General features: G+C 68.5%; 16 protein-coding genes. 6 read left to right on the top strand and 10 right to left on the bottom strand.

Annotation, left to right across the window (positions count from 1 at the left end):
* Positions 1–41: 41 nt before the first annotated feature.
* From OG558_RS07000 to OG558_RS06990, 3 genes are read right to left on the bottom strand one after another with little or no spacing between them, the layout of a single operon-like run.
* Positions 42–524, bottom strand: a complete 483-nt coding sequence (locus OG558_RS07000; RefSeq protein ID WP_329482340.1) for a GNAT family N-acetyltransferase — start codon at positions 522–524, stop codon at positions 42–44.
* Positions 524–1,546: a M48 family metallopeptidase gene (locus OG558_RS06995; RefSeq protein ID WP_405069465.1), complete on the bottom strand. Its 1,023-nt coding sequence runs from the start codon at positions 1,544–1,546 to the stop codon at positions 524–526. The genes OG558_RS07000 and OG558_RS06995 overlap by 1 nt, the downstream gene beginning before the upstream one ends.
* Positions 1,543–1,899, bottom strand: a complete 357-nt coding sequence (locus OG558_RS06990; protein WP_405069464.1) for a hypothetical protein — start codon at positions 1,897–1,899, stop codon at positions 1,543–1,545. The genes OG558_RS06995 and OG558_RS06990 overlap by 4 nt, the downstream gene beginning before the upstream one ends.
* An 82-nt stretch (positions 1,900–1,981) precedes the next feature.
* Between OG558_RS06990 and OG558_RS06985 the strand changes: the two genes are divergently transcribed.
* Positions 1,982–3,106: a PLP-dependent cysteine synthase family protein gene (locus tag OG558_RS06985; RefSeq protein ID WP_329482337.1), complete on the top strand. Its 1,125-nt coding sequence runs from the start codon at positions 1,982–1,984 to the stop codon at positions 3,104–3,106.
* Positions 3,107–3,117: 11 nt separating this feature from the next.
* Here OG558_RS06985 and OG558_RS06980 read toward each other — a convergent pair whose 3' ends face one another.
* On the bottom strand, positions 3,118–4,272 hold the full coding sequence (locus OG558_RS06980) for a hypothetical protein (RefSeq protein ID WP_329482336.1): 1,155 nt from the start codon (positions 4,270–4,272) through the stop codon (positions 3,118–3,120).
* 176 nt (positions 4,273–4,448) lie between these two features.
* Positions 4,449–5,321, bottom strand: a complete 873-nt coding sequence (locus OG558_RS06975; protein WP_329482335.1) for a 1,4-dihydroxy-2-naphthoate polyprenyltransferase — start codon at positions 5,319–5,321, stop codon at positions 4,449–4,451.
* Between the two features lie 63 nt (positions 5,322–5,384).
* Here OG558_RS06975 and menE point away from each other — a divergent pair, with 63 nt between their 5' ends.
* The 3 genes from menE to menD are packed head-to-tail and all read left to right on the top strand — an operon-like array spanning position 5,385 to position 9,051.
* Entirely contained in the window at positions 5,385–6,485 is a 1,101-nt protein-coding gene (gene menE / locus OG558_RS06970; RefSeq protein ID WP_405069463.1) for an o-succinylbenzoate--CoA ligase, read from the top strand.
* Positions 6,482–7,414: an o-succinylbenzoate synthase gene (locus tag OG558_RS06965; RefSeq protein ID WP_405069462.1), complete on the top strand. Its 933-nt coding sequence runs from the start codon at positions 6,482–6,484 to the stop codon at positions 7,412–7,414. Before menE ends, OG558_RS06965 begins: the two co-directional genes overlap by 4 nt.
* The gene (menD, locus tag OG558_RS06960) at positions 7,411–9,051 is read left to right on the top strand and encodes a 2-succinyl-5-enolpyruvyl-6-hydroxy-3-cyclohexene-1-carboxylic-acid synthase (RefSeq protein WP_405069461.1); all 1,641 of its coding nucleotides are present in this window, start codon (positions 7,411–7,413) and stop codon (positions 9,049–9,051) included. The genes OG558_RS06965 and menD overlap by 4 nt, the downstream gene beginning before the upstream one ends.
* Here menD and mptB read toward each other — a convergent pair.
* The 4 genes from mptB to OG558_RS06940 all read right to left on the bottom strand — a co-directional run bounded on the left by mptB (position 9,038) and on the right by OG558_RS06940 (position 13,168).
* Positions 9,038–10,480, bottom strand: coding sequence for a polyprenol phosphomannose-dependent alpha 1,6 mannosyltransferase MptB (gene mptB, locus OG558_RS06955; protein WP_405069460.1), 1,443 nt, complete (start codon positions 10,478–10,480; stop codon positions 9,038–9,040). The genes menD and mptB overlap by 14 nt on opposite strands.
* A 49-nt stretch (positions 10,481–10,529) precedes the next feature.
* Positions 10,530–11,330, bottom strand: a complete 801-nt coding sequence (locus tag OG558_RS06950) for an ABC transporter permease (protein ID WP_405069459.1) — start codon at positions 11,328–11,330, stop codon at positions 10,530–10,532.
* Complete coding sequence (locus OG558_RS06945; RefSeq protein ID WP_405069458.1) at positions 11,327–12,328, bottom strand: ATP-binding cassette domain-containing protein; 1,002 nt, start codon at positions 12,326–12,328, stop codon at positions 11,327–11,329. The genes OG558_RS06950 and OG558_RS06945 overlap by 4 nt, the downstream gene beginning before the upstream one ends.
* Before the next feature lie 210 nt (positions 12,329–12,538).
* The gene (locus tag OG558_RS06940) at positions 12,539–13,168 is read right to left on the bottom strand and encodes a PadR family transcriptional regulator (RefSeq protein WP_329482328.1); all 630 of its coding nucleotides are present in this window, start codon (positions 13,166–13,168) and stop codon (positions 12,539–12,541) included.
* A 57-nt stretch (positions 13,169–13,225) separates the two neighbouring features.
* Here OG558_RS06940 and OG558_RS06935 point away from each other — a divergent pair, with 57 nt between their 5' ends.
* Together OG558_RS06935 and OG558_RS06930 are read left to right on the top strand one after the other, a co-directional pair.
* Positions 13,226–14,053 (top strand): GNAT family N-acetyltransferase, encoded by an 828-nt coding sequence (locus OG558_RS06935; protein WP_405069457.1) that lies wholly within the window; start codon positions 13,226–13,228, stop codon positions 14,051–14,053.
* Positions 14,050–14,886 carry a GNAT family N-acetyltransferase gene (locus OG558_RS06930; RefSeq protein ID WP_405069456.1) on the top strand — a complete coding sequence of 279 codons (837 nt, stop codon included), beginning with the start codon at positions 14,050–14,052 and terminating at the stop codon, positions 14,884–14,886. The genes OG558_RS06935 and OG558_RS06930 overlap by 4 nt, the downstream gene beginning before the upstream one ends.
* Here the strand turns inward: OG558_RS06930 and OG558_RS06925 are convergent.
* Positions 14,879–15,496: an MBL fold metallo-hydrolase gene (locus tag OG558_RS06925; protein WP_405069455.1), complete on the bottom strand. Its 618-nt coding sequence runs from the start codon at positions 15,494–15,496 to the stop codon at positions 14,879–14,881. The genes OG558_RS06930 and OG558_RS06925 overlap by 8 nt on opposite strands.
* Positions 15,497–15,498: the final 2 nt, after the last annotated feature.

The raw sequence follows: 15,498 nt of genomic DNA, 5'->3' as shown, positions 1-15,498 counted from the left end.
TCCCGGGAGGGGGGAAGCGGGCCTTTCGTCGTACTCGAGGGTCAGAGCGGCTTGCGCATCACGATCTCGCGGTGGATACCGTCCGCCATCAGGTCGCCCAGCTCGTCGGTGTCGGCGAAACCGCTTCGGAGGTAGAGGTTGTGCGCCGGGTCGTTGCCGTCGACAACCGACAGCTTCAGGACCCGGGCGCCGGCGTCACGGGCCCAGTCCTCGATCGCGGTCATCAGTGCGTCACCGACACCCTGGCCGCGGCCGGCCGGGGCGATCCACATCGACACGAGCTCGGCGGCCTCGGGCTCCTCGGCAAGGAGTCCGCCGGCCATGCCGACCGGCGTACCGTCGAGCGAAGCGATCAGCTGATACGCGCCGGGCACGCTGAGCCGCTCACGCCAGCGGTCCTCGGGCGCGTCCGCCCAGTCCGCGAGCTGAGAGCCGAACGCGTACGGCGCTTCCGTGAGCGCGGCCAGCCGGAGTTCGCGCCAGAGCTTCCAGTCGTCCGGCCCGATGTCTTGTAGCTCGATCATCAGGCGCGCGGCGGTGGGAACTTGGAGGAGACCCAGTCGCGGACGCCGCCCAGGCCGTCGCCCATGTCCCGCACCAGTTTGGCCAGCGGGTCCTGGGAGCGGTTGAAGGCGTCGGTGTACGACTTGGCCGCGTTCTTCGCCTCCTGGGACATGGACGCCGTGGCGTCGTCCTGGCGCTTCGGATAGTCGCCGGAGACGATCGTCGTGTACTCGCCGTCGTCGACCCAGCGCCGCAGCTCGTGCGCGCGGATCACAGCCATCGGGTGCGTCTGCGCCTCGAGCAGCAGCAGCTTCAGCACGCTGTCGCGCAGGTCGCCGGCGCTCTCGTACTCCGTCCCCTGCGCGAGGAAGGCCGTGGTGTCGAGCTCGCCGAGCTGACCGCCGCTGGCCAGCTTCATCTGGACGCGCAGCGCGACCGCCGGGTCCTGGACCGCGAGCAGGCCGGCCCGGTCGCCGGACAGCTCGGCCTTGCGGGACCACTCGTGCAGGGCGGCGATGATCGCGCGGAGGCCCAGCGCGCCGATCGGCATCCAGTTGATCGCGCCGGTCAGCCGCATCAGCCACAGCAGCAGCGACTGGTAGAGCGCGTGCCCGCTCTGTGCGTGGCCGAGCTCGTGACCGAGGATGAACCGCAGCTCCTCCTCGTCCAGGCCCTGCAGCAGGGCGCTGTTCACCACGATGAACGGCTTGTCCATGCCGATCGTGACGGCGTTCCAGATCGGGCTGTTGGTCACGTACAACTCGGGCAGCTGCCGGACGTCGAGCGTCGTACCTGCCTCGGTGAAGAGCCGGTGCATGTCCGGGAACTGCCGCTCGTCGACCCGGATCGCCCCGCCGAGGAACTGCAGCCGGAAGGCCCGCTCGTTGATCATCCCGGACATCTTCCGCAGGACGTAGTCGAAGCCCTTCAGCTGCCGCAGGGCCACCAGCGCGCCCCGGTCCGCCGGGTGCTCCCACGCTCGCGAACTGATATCGGTCAGCGTCGTCCGATGCCGCGTCGGCCGATCGTCGTTCTCGCTCATCGCTCCCCCTGCCCAGTCGTCATGTCACCCCAACCTAGCTCGCCGCCGGGTCGCCGCGTCCTGGTATTGAGTGCCCACGCGAGCAGCAGCGGGAGTGGCCAGCTCAGCGGGATCGACCACCATGAGAGGTGCAGGTAGAGGAAGGCGACCACGCTCCCCAGCGTGAGGGCGGTGCCCCATAACCAGTACCAGAACGCGTTCCATCCGCGGTGCTGCCCGCCGCGCCGGTGTCCGACCGCGGCGAGCGTGGCGGTCGCAGGCAGAGCCGTCAGTACGCCGAAGCCGATGACGACCACCGCGATCAGCACCACGTCACCGGTGGAGAAGTGCGGTTCGAATCCCAGGGGCACCATGGGTCCCATCCTTTCGGCCGGGAGCGGTGATTGCTGAGCGTAGGAATACTCAAATCGCGCTGTACGCCCTAGCCTGGCCCGCATGAGTGAGGTTGACGGGGTGTGTCGTGAGGTGGATCGCCGGGACGACAAGGCGCGGGCCTGGGTCTCGGAGGCGATCCGGATCGTGGACGCGGACGCGAACCGCAGCGCGGACACCCACCTGCACGTGTTCCCGATGCCGGACGGCACCGGCGTGGACCTGTACCTGAAGGACGAGTCCGTGCACCCGACCGGCTCGCTCAAGCACCGGCTGGCTCGCTCGCTGTTCCTGTATGCGCTGTGCAACGGCTGGATCCACGAGGGCACCACGGTGATCGAGGCGTCCAGCGGCTCGACCGCGGTCAGCGAGGCGTACTTCGCCCGCCTGCTCGGCCTGCCGTTCGTCGCGGTGATGCCGCGCTCGACCAGCCCGGAGAAGGTCGAGCTGATCGAGTTCTACGGCGGCCGCTGCCACTTCGTCGAGCGCTCCGGCCAGATCTACGGCGAAGCCAAGCGGCTGGCCGAGGAGACCGGCGGCCACTACATGGACCAGTTCACGTACGCCGAGCGCGCCACCGACTGGCGGGGCAACAACAACATCGCCGAGTCGATCTTCGGTCAGCTGAAGCTCGAGCAGCATCCGATCCCGGCCTGGGTCGTGGTCGGCGCCGGCACCGGCGGCACGTCCGCCACCATCGGCCGCTACGTCCGGTACCAGCGCTACGACACCTCGGTCGCGGTCGTGGACCCGGAGAACTCGGCCTTCTTCCCCGCCTTCGAAGCCGGTGACGACGACTACTCCACCGGTCGCCCGTCCCGCATCGAAGGCATCGGCCGGCCCCGCGTCGAGCCGTCGTTCGTGCTCGGTGTGGTCGACCGGATGATCTCGGTCCCCGACGCCGCCTCGATCGCCGCGATGCGCTTCTGCTCCCGCGTCACCGGCCGCCTGGTGGGTGGCTCGACCGGCACCAACCTGTGGGGCTCGCTGCGGCTGGCCGCGGAGATGCGCCGTACCGGGGTCCGCGGCAGCATCGTCACACTCCTCTGCGACAGCGGCGAACGCTACGGCAACACGTACTACGACGACGCCTGGCTACGGACGAGCGGCATCGACATCACGCCGTACATGACAACCCTCGAAGCCTTCGCAACCACCGGCCACTGGAGCGAGCCCGGGCCGGTGTAACCCACGCGTGCCTACAGGTAGTCCGCCTGGTGTCGGGCTCGGGACCGGGCGAGGTAGGTGCCCAACTCCACACGTCCGCCGTCGTGGTCGTCGTCGCCCTCCAAAATGCCTTGGAGATAGATTCGGTTCGCCATGCCCTCGAGCACAGCCTCCCTGACCTCTTCGGGTTGATTGGCGATGAATCCATGGACGGTCCGCAGCCGAAGATCGGCTCGCTTGGCTCTTCGTGATTCACGATGATTGACGGACCCGCGGCGGAAGCAGAGACAGGCGAGCCCGATTGCTGTGAGGGCGATCCCGAGCCTGGTCAAGGTGATGGTCGTCGATGACAGGACATTTGAATCCGAGCTGAAGTAGTGGGTCAGGAGGATGACCAGCGGAACCCCGCCGACCGCAAGTCCCAGCAAATCCCAGGTCCACCCGGCGAACGCCTTGTTGCGCGCATTCTCTCCGTAGCTGTCGGCGACCGCCTGTTGAGTAAGCGCAGTCAAGACATTCGCACCCTGGGATCGCATCTCCGTCAAGCTGGCCAAGTCTCGACTTGCCCCGAGTACGGCCGTCATGAGCGTTTCCTCGAGCTCATCGAGGTTCGCCCGATAAGTCTGCGTACTAGCCGAGATCTGCAGCTCCAGCGAATCCTTGATCTCCTTCTCCAGCTCTTCCTTGTACTGCGTGATCGTGACTGCGACGGCCTGACGAATTTCCTCCACCTGGCGAAGTAGCTGATCTCGATCTCCTTGGAGAGCCTCGAGCGAAACCTTCATCGAGGCTTCGTACTGTGAGTGCGCCTTCCGCGCGGCTTGCCCGGCACCTTTCGGACTCAGCGGCGGCCAGGTTCCCAGGTGCTCGAGCACAGCGTCGATGCCGTCAGCGGCAGTCCGCAGGTGCGACGCGAAACCGTCGGGATCCCGCGCATACTGAGAGAGGTGGGGCTGCACGTGTGCCGCGATATGAATGTGGACATTGTCCAGCATGCGCGTCGAGTAGCGTCGCGGGTCTTCCTGCCGATGCGCATCAATTGTCTCGACCAGCCACTGCAGGCGCGACAGTGAATCCGCTAAGCCCACATCATCCGGCAGCGCGAGGCCATTGAGTTCGCCAGTGATCTGATTGATCAGCGCCCAGAGCGGATGATTGTTGAATCTGGTCTCCCAAATCGACCCCATGATCCCCCTACAGACGTGATGCCAGGATGCGCTCCTGACCCAAACACGTCAACGCGTGCACGTCCCGGGTATCGACAAAGCGTGTGCAATCGTTACCCACCGTAGGAATGGAACCGGGCGGTCTCGGAACAATGCGCGACACGCTGCCCGATCGAGGCCTCCTCGGGTGGCAGACGCTAGCCGCCGAGGGCGAGGCCGATGGCCAATCCGATGGCGTAGAGGAGTTCGGTCAGGCCGGTGTTCTTGAGGACTGGGATGAGGGCTGGGCCGACGGCGTCGCTCAGGACTACTCGGACCGCCTTGACGGCGAGAGGCAGCGCGATGAAGGCAAGCAGTGTCCATGGGGTTGCGATCGCCGAGACGGCCGCAAGGACGAATGCGAGTGCGACGAGCGCGGCGTACAGCTTTCGTGAGCGGGAAGCGCCGAGGACTACGGCCAGGGTGCGTTTGCCGGTGGTGGTGTCGGTGGGGATGTCGCGGAGGTTGTTCGCGACCAGGAGGGCGCAGGCGATGGAGCCGACGGCGACCGCGCCGGCGACCGCTGTCCAGCTGAGCGTCTCGGCCTGCACGTAGGTGGTGCCGAGTACGGCGACCAGTCCGAAGAAGAGGAAGACGCTGACCTCACCCAGTGCGCGGTACCCGTACGGCCGCTTGCCGCCGGTGTAGAACCACGCTCCGATCAGTGAGGCCGCGCCGGCGACCAGTAGCCACCAGTTGGAGGTGGCGCACAGGATCACTCCGAGTACGGCGCCCACGCCGAAGCAGGTGAACGCTGCGGTCTTCACCTGTCTCGGAGTGGCGACCTTGGAGCCGACCAGACGCAGTGGGCCGACCCGGTTCTCGTCCGTGCCGCGGATGCCATCGCTGTAGTCGTTGGCGTAGTTGACCCCGATCTGGAGGGCCAGAGCGACGCCGAGGGCGAGCAGTGCCTTCCACCAGACGAAGCCGTCCAGGTACGCCGCCGCACCGGTTCCGACGAGGACAGGGGAGATCGCGGCGGGCAGCGTCCGTGGGCGCGCGCCTTCGATCCACTGGGCAGGGGTAGCCATGACCGTCGATTGTGTCAGCCACTCGGTCGGCACCCGCAACGAGGGCCGTACGCTCGGACTGACATGTCTACCTTGCGCCTGGTCCCCGGTACTCCGGATGCCGTGTTGTCCGCGCTCACCGGCGTACTGGACGGCAGCGGTACGCCGTTCGCACCGGTACCGTCCGATCCGGCGGCGGCCGCCCGTGTCCGGCAGGCCGCGGCGCCGGATGAGCCGCTGGAGGACGACTGTGCGGTGGTGCTGACCACCTCCGGGTCGTCCGGTGAGCCCAAGGGTGTGCTGCTCTCCCGAGAGGCCTTGCTCGCGTCCGCGGTCGCCACCCACGACCGCCTCGGCGGAACGGGCCAGTGGCTGCTCCCGATGAAGCCGTACTTCGTCGGCGGCCTACAGATCCTCACTCGCTCGGTGGTGGCCGGCCTGGCACCGGTGATGCTCGGCGAGAGCTTCACCGCGAGCGCCAAGGCCATGACCGGGTCCCGGCGCTACACGGCGATGGTGCCGACCCAGCTGGCGCGCTATCTGGACACCGACCTGGACGCATTGCGATCGTTCGACGCGATCGTCATCGGTGGCGCCTCCACACCGGCACCTCTGAAGGCCCGAGCGGCGGAGGCCGGCATCACTGCGATCCCGGCGTACGGCATGACCGAGACGGGCAGCGGATGTGTGTACGCCGGGGAGCCGCTGGACGGGACGTGGATCGACTTGGACGACGGGCGGATCCTGATCAAGGGCAGCACACTGTTCTCCGGGTACCGGCTGCGGCCGGAGCTCACCGCGGAGGTGCTGCGGGACGGGTGGTTCCGGACCCAGGACCGCGGCGAGTTCGTGAACGGGCGGCTGCGAGTGGTCGGTCGGGTGGATGACGTGGTGATCTCGGGCGGGGTGAACGTCACGCTGACGACTGTGCAGGCGCGGTTGCTCGAGCATTCGCAGGTGGCGGACGCTGCGGTGCTGGGGGTTCCGGACGCGGAGTGGGGGACGCGGGTGGTGGCGTTCGTGGTCACCAAGCCCGGCGGTCCGGGTCGGGACGAGGTGCGGGATTTCGTGGCGGAGGTGCTGCCGCGGACCTGGGCGCCGCGGGACGTGATCCGGCTGGACGCGTTGCCGATGCTTGCCTCGGGCAAGGTTGACCGCCAGGCGCTGCTGGAGGGCGTGCGGTGATCACCTACTCGATCGGGTTGAAGAACAGGTTCCGGGGCATCACCCTCCGCGAGGGCATGCTGTTCGAGGGACCCGCGGGCTGGGCCGAGTGGAGCCCGTTCCTGGAGTACGACGACGCGACCTGCGTGGCCTGGTTGCGGGCGGCGCGTGAGGCAGCTGACGACGGGTGGCCGGCACCGGTGCGGGACGTCGTACCGGTGAACTGCACTGTGCCGGCGGTCGGCCCGGTGACGGCGGCGAAGATCGTGAGAGCGTCCGGCTGCAGCACTGCGAAAGTGAAGGTGGCCGAGCCGGGCCAGACACTCGCGGACGATGTGGAGCGCCTCGAAGCGGTCCGGGACGCCATCGGATCGGGCCGGGTGCGGATCGACGCCAATGGTGCGTGGACGGTCGACGAGGCCGTGCGATGCCTCAAGGAGCTCAAGCGCTTCGAGTTGGAGTACGTCGAGCAGCCGTGCGCGACCGTGGAGGAGTTGGCTGCGGTCCGGCGACGCACCGACGTGCTGGTTGCGGCGGACGAGTCGATCCGCCGGGCCGAAGACCCCTTGCTGGTGAAGAAGCTGGACGCGGCGGACATCGCGGTTCTGAAGGTGCAGCCCATCGGTGGAGTGCGTGCGTGCTTGGAGATCGCTGAGCAGATCGGACTGCCCGTCGTGGTGTCGTCCGCGCTCGAGACCTCAGTAGGGATCGCTGCCGGCGTCGCCCTCGCCGCTGCGCTGCCGGAACTGCCCTACGCCTGCGGGCTGGCCACAGTGTCGATGTTCACGCAAGAGGTCGTGGCTGAGCCGCTGCTGCCGGTGGACGGCTTGCTGTCGGTGAAGCGGGTGCAGCCGGACCCAGCACTGCTGGAAGCGGCCCGCGCATCAGAGTCCAGGACCGCGGTGTGGGAAGAGCGGATGACCCGAGTGCAGAAGAGGAGTGCCGGATGAACCCGTCCACAGCGTTCGCGACGGTGGTCGTCGACGAGCTGATCCGGAACGGCGTCCGCGAGGCCGTGGTGGCTCCGGGCTCGCGGAGCGCCCCCCTGGCGCTGGCCTTCGCCGCTGCGGACCGGGACGGCAGACTTCGGCTACACGTCCGGATCGACGAGCGTACGGCGGGATTCCTAGCCATCGGCCTGATCCGGGGGACCGGACTGCCAGTGCCCGTGGTGACAACGTCCGGTACTGCGGTGGCCAACCTGCACCCGGCTGTGCTCGAGGCATCGCACAGTGGACTGCCGTTGATCGTGCTGAGCGCGGACCGGCCGCCGGCGTTGCGGGGGAGCGGTGCCAATCAGACGACGGACCAGCTGAAGGTGTTCGGCTCCGCGGTCCGGCTGTTCCACGAGATGGGTACGCCGGTCCGCGAGATCGGTCAGGTCGCGTACTGGCGCTCGCAGGTCGCGCGGGCCGTGGCCAACGCAGTGGGCGCGCGGTCCGCCGATCCGGGGCCGGTGCAGCTCAACTGCCCGTTGTCGGAGCCACTGGTGCCGACGGACGGTCCTGAGTGGCCGGAGTCGCTGTCTGGGCGCAGTACTGGGCCGTGGACCGCCGTGCATGCCGCAGCCGGGCCGCCGTCGGCGGTGGCGCCAGGCCCGAAGACCGTGGTGGTCGCGGGGGACGGCGCGTCGCAGGCCGCGCGGTTGGTGGCCGAGGCGGGTCAGTGGCCGCTGTTCGCGGAGCCGTCCAGCCGGGCCCGGATCGGTCCGTCGGTGATCACGGCGTACCGCTTGTTGCTGCAGGCAAGCTCTTTGGCGGCTGAGATCGAGCGGGTACTGGTGTTCGGGCACCCGACGCTGTCGCGGCCGATCTCCAGGTTGCTGGCGCGGCCGGACGTCGAGGTGGTCGTGGTCTCGCCGACCGGGCTGTGGCCGGATCCGGCCCGCCGGGCGAAGGCCGTCGTCACCGGGCTGGAGGTCACCGCGGCCGATGCAACCAACTGGCTGGACAGATGGCAGCAGGCGGACCAGCTGGCGCGTCCGGCGATCGACAAGGTGCTCGCCGACACCCTGAGCGGACCGCGCGTCGCGGCGATCGTCGGCGAGGCGGTCGGTGCCGACGGCATGCTCGTGGTCGCCTCGTCGAACCCGGTGCGCGACCTCGACCTCGCCCCGGTCGTCCCGATCCGGACCATCGCCAACCGCGGCCTGGCCGGGATCGACGGCACCATCTCGACCGCGATCGGCGCCGCGCTGGCGAACGCCGGCCCGACGCACGCGCTGATCGGCGACCTGGCGTTCCTGCACGACAGCAATGGGCTCGTCATCGGTCCCGACGAAGCCCGGCCCGACCTGCGCATCGTGGTGGTGAACGACAACGGCGGCGGCATCTTCTCCACCCTCGAGCAGGGCGACCCGACCCACTCCACCCATTTCGAGCGCGTCTTCGGCACTCCGCACAACGTGGACCTCGCCGCGCTGTGCGCCGCCACGGGTACGCCGTACAAACTCGTGGAGACGCCGGACGCACTCCGAGCTGCGCTCTCGCCGACGGTCGCCGGTCTGGACGTTGTGGAAGCGCGCATTCCTCGGAGCAGCCACCGGCCTCTGAACGAGGCGCTTGTGGCCGCACTCAGCCAGTCGTAACCGGGCTGCTGGGCGGCACCTCGGCCGTCGCCACTTTCCTCGCCGGATGCAGCGTGCGCAGGTGGTTGAGCAATGGCAGGACCGAGGCGATCACCAGCGCAGTCGTGGTGAGGATCGGGATCGTCGCGCCGCGCAGCGACGAGTTGAGTGGCGCGGCGATGGTGAAGATGAGGCTGACCGCGGTCATGGTCGTGATCAGCCGGCGGCCCGGCCGGGCGACGGCCAGGAACGGCAGACACCACAGGAAGTACCAGTCGTGCGCGCTGGGACCCAGCAGGACCACGGCCAGCAGTGCGATGCCCACAGCCCGGGCAGCGTGGTGGATCGACGAACGCAAACTCAGTACGGCGATCAGGCTGACCGCCACGACCATTCCGACCAGGCGGACGATCTGCAGCGCCTGTTGAGCCGCTGAGTCGTCGCCCAACCACTGCAGTACGCCGGAAGCCGCCATGCCGATCAGGTTGGCGATGGAGAACGGCGAGCGGACCAGTCCGGGTACGTCGAGCGCACCCATCCAGCCCGAGCCCACACCGGTCAGTTCGCCGATGGTGACGAGCGTGAGCACCGAGACTGCTCCCGCGATCACCAGACTGGCGAACCGCAGCGCCCGTCCGGCCAGCGGGCTCATCACTGCGGCGATAGCGATCACCACTAGCCCGCCCGGCAGTTTCACCGCAGCCGCGGCACCCGCTACGACGGCCGCCGTACCCCATCTGCCCGTGAGGGCCAGAGCGAACGCGCTGCAGGCCAGTCCGAGCATCAGTACGTCGTTGTGGGCGGCGCCGATGCCATGGGTGATCAGCATCGGGTTCAGCACCACCAGCCAGGTCGCGAAGGTCGGATCCACGCGGCAGGCAGTTGCGAGCCGCGGTACGGCCCAAGCGATCAGCACGATGCCCAGTACGGCGAGGAGCCGGTGGGCCAGCATCAGGAGGTACGGGTCCATCGTCAGGTGCGCGACCAGACCGCCGTACGCGAGTGGCAGTGGACCGTACGGCGCGGGTGTCTGCATCCACATCGGGTCGACTGCCTCGACGATGTGGCCGGACAGTACGCCGGGGCCCACGTCGTACGGGTTGTAGCCCTCGGCGACCAGTGCGCCTTGCGCCGCGTAGCTCCAGGCGTCGCGGCTGAACAGTGGCGGGATGAGAAGCAGCGGTGCACTCCAGTACGCCGCCATCCGCAGCAGCGGCGCCCGTTGCCCGGTCATGACCTGGCGGCCCATGGTCAGCCAGGCCCAGGCCATCAAGCCGAGTCCGGCCACCATGAACGTCAGTCCGGCCATCCGGCCTGGCAAGGAGTGCCGCAGGTCGCCGGCGATCGGCAGCGCGGCGACCCACGAGGAAGGCGGCACCACCGACGTCACCAGACTCGCCAGGGCGACTACGACGGAGCCGACGAGCCCACGGACCATCGGCGAGCGCATGGCCGGACGCTAACCCGGCCATGCAACCCACTGATGAACAACGGCTTACCTAAGCGGATTCCTTCCGGAAGGTCCGAGCGCCGACCGCCAGGCCGATGACTGTCAGCAGGACCACCCAGAACAGGCCCCACAGCGACGCGCTGCTGCTGATGTCGCCGCGGAACAGTGCCCGGACGCCGGTCACGACGTGCTTGAGCGGGCTGATGTCGGACAGCCGCTGCAACCAGGTCGGGCCGATCTGCATCGGCAGCAGGATGCCGGACAGCAGCAGCAACGGCATGGCGATCCCGTTCAGCAGCGGGGCCAACGCGTCCTCGCTCTTGGTGATGAGCGCGACCGAGTACGACAGCGAGGCGAACGTCGCGCCGAGCAGGGCGACGACCACCAGCGACAGCAGTACGCCGTCCCACGGGGCGCGCAGGCCGAGCGGGAGAGCGGCGAGCAGCAGCAGGATCGACTGGACCACGAGTACGACGACATCGCGCAGTACTCGCCCGGCCATCAGGGCGATCCGGGACGCCGGGGTGACGCGGTCGGCCTCGATCACGCCGGCCCGGTACTCCGCGATCAGGCCGAAGCCGACGAACATCGCGCCGAACATGCCGAGCTGGACGATCAGGCCCGGGATGAACACCTGGTAGGCGTTCGTGGTCGTGCCCTGGCTGATCTGCGCGGTGATCGGCTTCAGCAGCGGGCCGAACAGGAACAGGTACATCAGCGGCTGGCTGAGCATCAGGATGGACCACATCGGGTTGCGCAGCGACAACCGCATCGCCCGGTGGAACACGATCCAGGTCTCGCGGAGCACGTTGCCGGGGTAGTGGAGTCGGGTCAGGGCTGGCGCAGTCATGCCACGGCCTCCTTCTCTGCGTCCTTCTCGGGTGCGGGCGCGGGGGCGTCCTCGTCCCGCAGGGAGCGACCGGTCATGGTCAGGAACACGTCGTCGAGGGTCGGGCGATGCACCTCGACGCCGTGCAGTTCGATGCCCTGGGCATCGATCGAGCGGAGCAGGCCGGGCAGCACCGAACCACCCTGGGGGATCCGGAAGCCGACCACGTCGCCGTCGGTCTCGACCTCGACCGCGCCTTGGAGATCGGCCGCGATCTTGCTCACCGCGGGAGCCTGGGTGGCGTCGGCCAGGCTGAGCCGGACCGCGTCGCCGGAGACCTGCTGCTTCAGTACCTCCGGGGTGCCGGAGGCAACGATCTTGCCGTGGTCGATGACCAGGATCCGGTCGCAGAGCGCGTCCGCCTCGTCCAGGTAGTGCGTGGTGAGGAAGATCGTCGCGCCGCGGTCGCGCAGGCCGCGGATGTGCTCCCACAGATTCGCCCGCGCCTGCGGGTCGAGGCCGGTGGTCGGCTCGTCCAGGAAGATCAGCTTCGGATCGTGGACCAGGCCCATCACGATGTCCAGCCGGCGCCGCTGGCCACCGGACAGCGTCTTGCACTGCCGCCGCCACAGGCCGGGCAGGTCGAGCTCCTCGAACAGCCGTTGCCCGTCCGCGATCGCCTTGGCCTTCGGTACGCCGTACAGGCGGGCGTGGTCGACGACCTCGTCACCGGCGACCGCCTCGGGCAGCGTCGACCCGCTCTGCGGCACGTAACCGATGCCGCGGCGAACGCCGACCGGATCCCTGGCCAGGTCGCAGCCTGCCACCGTCGCGGTTCCGCTGGTCGGCTTGATCAGGGTCGCCAGCATCCGCAGCGTGGTGGTCTTGCCGGCCCCGTTCGGGCCGAGAAAGCCGACGATCTCCCCGTCGGCGACATCCAGGTCTACCCCCTGCACGGCCTGCACCGGCCCGCGCTTGGTCTTGAAGGTGCGGACAAGTCCGCGAGCTTCGATCATCATCCCGCCAGTCTGGAATACTCAACCTTGACTAGTCAATGTTGATTAATCGAACTGCCCGATCGCCGAGTCGTGCATCAAGGTCCCCCCGTCCCCGGAGATCTGTCGTCGAGTCGCGGATCCGGGTGCGAATCGCCGGCATGTCGGCAACCACGATCCACGAATCAGGGCTGGCCGGCTCAGCTCGGTTGTCCCGGAGAGGGGGGCGCGACCTCACTCGGTGGGTGGGTCGGGGATTTCGCCCCAGTGGGTGACCATGCCGGGGTAGGGTTTCCAGTCGGCTGGTTCGCCGGCGAAGGCGTAGGCGCCGTCGAGGACCCGGCGGCGGAAGCTGCGGGTCCATTCGAGTTCGCCGTTGTCGCGGGCGGTGCTGATGCGGAACATCTCCACCACGTGGTTCGGCGTACCGGGGTCCTCCTCGATCTGGCGCTCCGCGAACGGCTCGGCCTTCAGGCGTTGCTCCATCTGCACGATCCGCGCCTCGAGTGCGGCCAGCACCTCGTCCCGCCGTAGCGACCACAGGAAGACCAGCGCCGCCTGCATCCGGTCCGGGTGGAAGCCGTCCACGGTCCACAACATCTGCCGCAGCAGCGAGAAGTACTCCGTCTCACCGTCGGTCGTCAGCTTGTACGACGTACGCCCGGGCCGGTGGGCGCCGTCCTGCTCGAGCTCCTGCAGGTACCCGTGCTTGGCCAGGGTGCGGAGACCGGTGTAGACCGAGCCCGGGTTGATGTTCGCCCAGTCCTGCACGTTCCAGGTGAGCAGCTCGCGGCGCAGCTGGTAGCCGTAGGCCGGCTGGAAGATCCGCACGACCCCGAGCAACAGCAACCGCGTGGTGGACATGTTCGCAGTGTAAATCCGGGCGACGCAAACAAGGTCGAAGGCGTACTCTCCGGGGGCATGGACGTGCGTGTGACGAGTGACCCGGGGGCCTTCGAGCGGACGGTGTTCCCTTTCCTGCAACAGGATCCGGTGCTGCACACGATCATCATGAGCAACGTCCATGAGCGCGCGAACGGGACCGCCCGCGCCGAGGACGAGCCGTCGTACTTCGTCTCTGTCCACGACGGCGACGTGGTCGGCGTCGCGATGCGGACCCCGGGCCGCGGGGTGTACCTCGGCGCGCTGCGGGAGGACCTCGCGGAGGTGATTGCCGATGCGTACGTCGACGTACTGCCGGAGCTGAGCGGTGTCGCGGGGGATCGCCCGGCCGCCCGGCGGTTCGCGGCGCGGTGGTGCGAGCGGCGGGGTGGTCGGGCGACCGAGACCAAGGGCACCCGGCTGCACAAGCTGGGCGAACTCACGCCGCTGCCAGCGGACGGGGGCAGTCCGCGGCCGATGCGCGCGGACGAGGTCGACCTGGTCAGCAGTTGGGGGAACGACGGGTTCGCCGAGGAGCTGGGGACCGGCTACCGGGAGTGGGCGGAGCGGCAACTGCGGCAGCAGACCATGTGGATCTGGGCGGCGGACGGTGAGCCGGTGAGCATGGTCGGCTACCACCTCCCGATCTTCGGGGTCTGCCGGGTCGGGCCGGTCTACACGCCGCCCGAGCAGCGGCGGCACGGGTACGCCGGAGCCCTGACCAGTCACGTCTCCGCCGAGATCCTTGCGCAGGGCAACCAGGCCTGCCTCTACACCGACCTCGCCAACCCGACCTCGAACAAGATCTATCACCAGGCCGGTTACCGCCCGCTGACCGACTTCGTCGATGTGGAGTTCACCGCATGATCGTCCGAACCACCAGTGATCCGGCCGCGTTCAAGGACCTCGCTTTCCCTTTCCTGCAACGCGATCCGGTGCTCAACACCGGCGTCCTGAGCAACACCGCCGACCGGATCCGCGGCATCCTGAACGATCCGGAGCCACCGGTGTTCGTCTCGGTGCACGACGGTGACGAGGTGGTCGGCACGGTCCTGAGTACGGCGTTGCGCGGTATCAACCTGGGCAATCTGCCGGCCGGGCTGGTGCCGCTCGTGGTCGATGTACTGGCCGAGGCCGCACCGCGGGCCAGCGGAGTCGCGGGCTCGGCGGACGCCGCGCGCTTGTTCGCCGAGCTGTACTCAGCGCGGACCGGCCGAAGCGTCCTCGAAGCCGAGCGGGTCCGCCTGCACAAGCTCGAGGAGTTCGTCGAGCAGAAGGCCGACGGCACGCCGCGGCCGGCGACCGAGGCCGACCTGACCGTCCTCACTCCGATGGTCGGCGCCTTTCGCGCCGACGTCGGCCACCCTGGCGAAGGTGTCGCCGAAGACCGCCGCTGGCTGGAGCAACGGATCGCGCGAGAACGCCTGTGGGTGTGGGAGGACGACGACCGCATCGTCAGCATGGTCGGCCACCAAAGCCCGGTCTTCGGCGTGGTCCGCGTCGGTCCGGTCTACACCCCACCGGACTTCCGCGGCCACGGCTACGCCAGCGCCTTGACCGCCGAGGTGACCCGTCGCCTGCACGACGGAGGCAATCAGGTCTGCCTCCACACCGATCTCGCCAACCCGACCTCGAACAAGATTTACGCCGCGATCGGCTACCGCCCGGTCCAGGACTTCGTCGGTTACGCCTTCAGTTGATCTCGGTCGACTCGCCGGGGGCGAGGCCGACGAAGGGGCGTTCGTCGGAGTTGAGGAACCGGGGGAACATGCCGAGCCCGATCGGGCTGAGCAGGGCGTCGTGGATGCCGACGAGTTGCTCGGACTTCACCGAGCGGGCGTAGTCCACTGCCGGCGGGAGCGAGAACCACGGGCCGGAGATCGGGACGAGGTTGGTGTGGACGGCGCGATCGGGCTGGGTGAAGGAATCACCGGGGTGGTAGACGGCGTCGTCGATCAGGAAGCCGATGTTCTCGCACGGAACACCCCACTCAGGCAGGATCACCGCGTGGTCCTTGCCGTAGGCACTGATCGAGAAGCCGGCCGTCTCGAACGACTGCCCGCCGGCGATCACGTGCACCCGGTCGCCCAGCTCGGTCAGCTGCGCGGCGACACCGGCGTTCGTGTAGACGGGGACGTCGAGCGCCTGGACCCGCTCGATGTCGAGGTGGTCCTGGTGTTCGTGCGTGACCAGGATCGCGTCGGCGCGCTCGAACGCGGCCGCCTCGCTGAACGTGCCCGGATCGACCAGCAGGACCTTGCCGTCCTTCTCCAGCCGGACACAGGCATGTGCGAACTTCGTGAGCTTCACTC

Origin of the sequence: Kribbella sp. NBC_01510, from assembly GCF_045040325.1 — a bacterium.
Taxonomy (GTDB): Bacteria; Actinomycetota; Actinomycetes; order Propionibacteriales; family Kribbellaceae; genus Kribbella.
Note: the sequence above shows the minus strand (reverse complement) of the source record. Positions and strands in the feature narration are given on the sequence as shown.

What these genes read in the sequence shown, in the direction of transcription:
- OG558_RS07000 (WP_329482340.1), bottom strand. Translation starts at nt 524, where the DNA reads ATGATCGAGCTACAAGACATCGGGCCGGACGACTGGAAGCTCTGGCGC.
- OG558_RS06940 (WP_329482328.1), bottom strand. Translation starts at nt 13,168, where the DNA reads ATGTCCACCACGCGGTTGCTGTTGCTCGGGGTCGTGCGGATCTTCCAG.
- OG558_RS06950 (WP_405069459.1), bottom strand. Translation starts at nt 11,330, where the DNA reads ATGACTGCGCCAGCCCTGACCCGACTCCACTACCCCGGCAACGTGCTC.
- OG558_RS06990 (WP_405069464.1), bottom strand. Translation starts at nt 1,899, where the DNA reads ATGGTGCCCCTGGGATTCGAACCGCACTTCTCCACCGGTGACGTGGTG.
- OG558_RS06985 (WP_329482337.1), top strand. Translation starts at nt 1,982, where the DNA reads ATGAGTGAGGTTGACGGGGTGTGTCGTGAGGTGGATCGCCGGGACGAC.
- menE (WP_405069463.1), top strand. Translation starts at nt 5,385, where the DNA reads ATGTCTACCTTGCGCCTGGTCCCCGGTACTCCGGATGCCGTGTTGTCC.
- OG558_RS06930 (WP_405069456.1), top strand. Translation starts at nt 14,050, where the DNA reads ATGATCGTCCGAACCACCAGTGATCCGGCCGCGTTCAAGGACCTCGCT.
- OG558_RS06975 (WP_329482335.1), bottom strand. Translation starts at nt 5,321, where the DNA reads ATGGCTACCCCTGCCCAGTGGATCGAAGGCGCGCGCCCACGGACGCTG.
- OG558_RS06945 (WP_405069458.1), bottom strand. Translation starts at nt 12,328, where the DNA reads ATGATGATCGAAGCTCGCGGACTTGTCCGCACCTTCAAGACCAAGCGC.
- OG558_RS06935 (WP_405069457.1), top strand. Translation starts at nt 13,226, where the DNA reads ATGGACGTGCGTGTGACGAGTGACCCGGGGGCCTTCGAGCGGACGGTG.
- OG558_RS06995 (WP_405069465.1), bottom strand. Translation starts at nt 1,546, where the DNA reads ATGAGCGAGAACGACGATCGGCCGACGCGGCATCGGACGACGCTGACC.
- mptB (WP_405069460.1), bottom strand. Translation starts at nt 10,480, where the DNA reads ATGCGCTCGCCGATGGTCCGTGGGCTCGTCGGCTCCGTCGTAGTCGCC.
- OG558_RS06980 (WP_329482336.1), bottom strand. Translation starts at nt 4,272, where the DNA reads ATGGGGTCGATTTGGGAGACCAGATTCAACAATCATCCGCTCTGGGCG.
- menD (WP_405069461.1), top strand. Translation starts at nt 7,411, where the DNA reads ATGAACCCGTCCACAGCGTTCGCGACGGTGGTCGTCGACGAGCTGATC.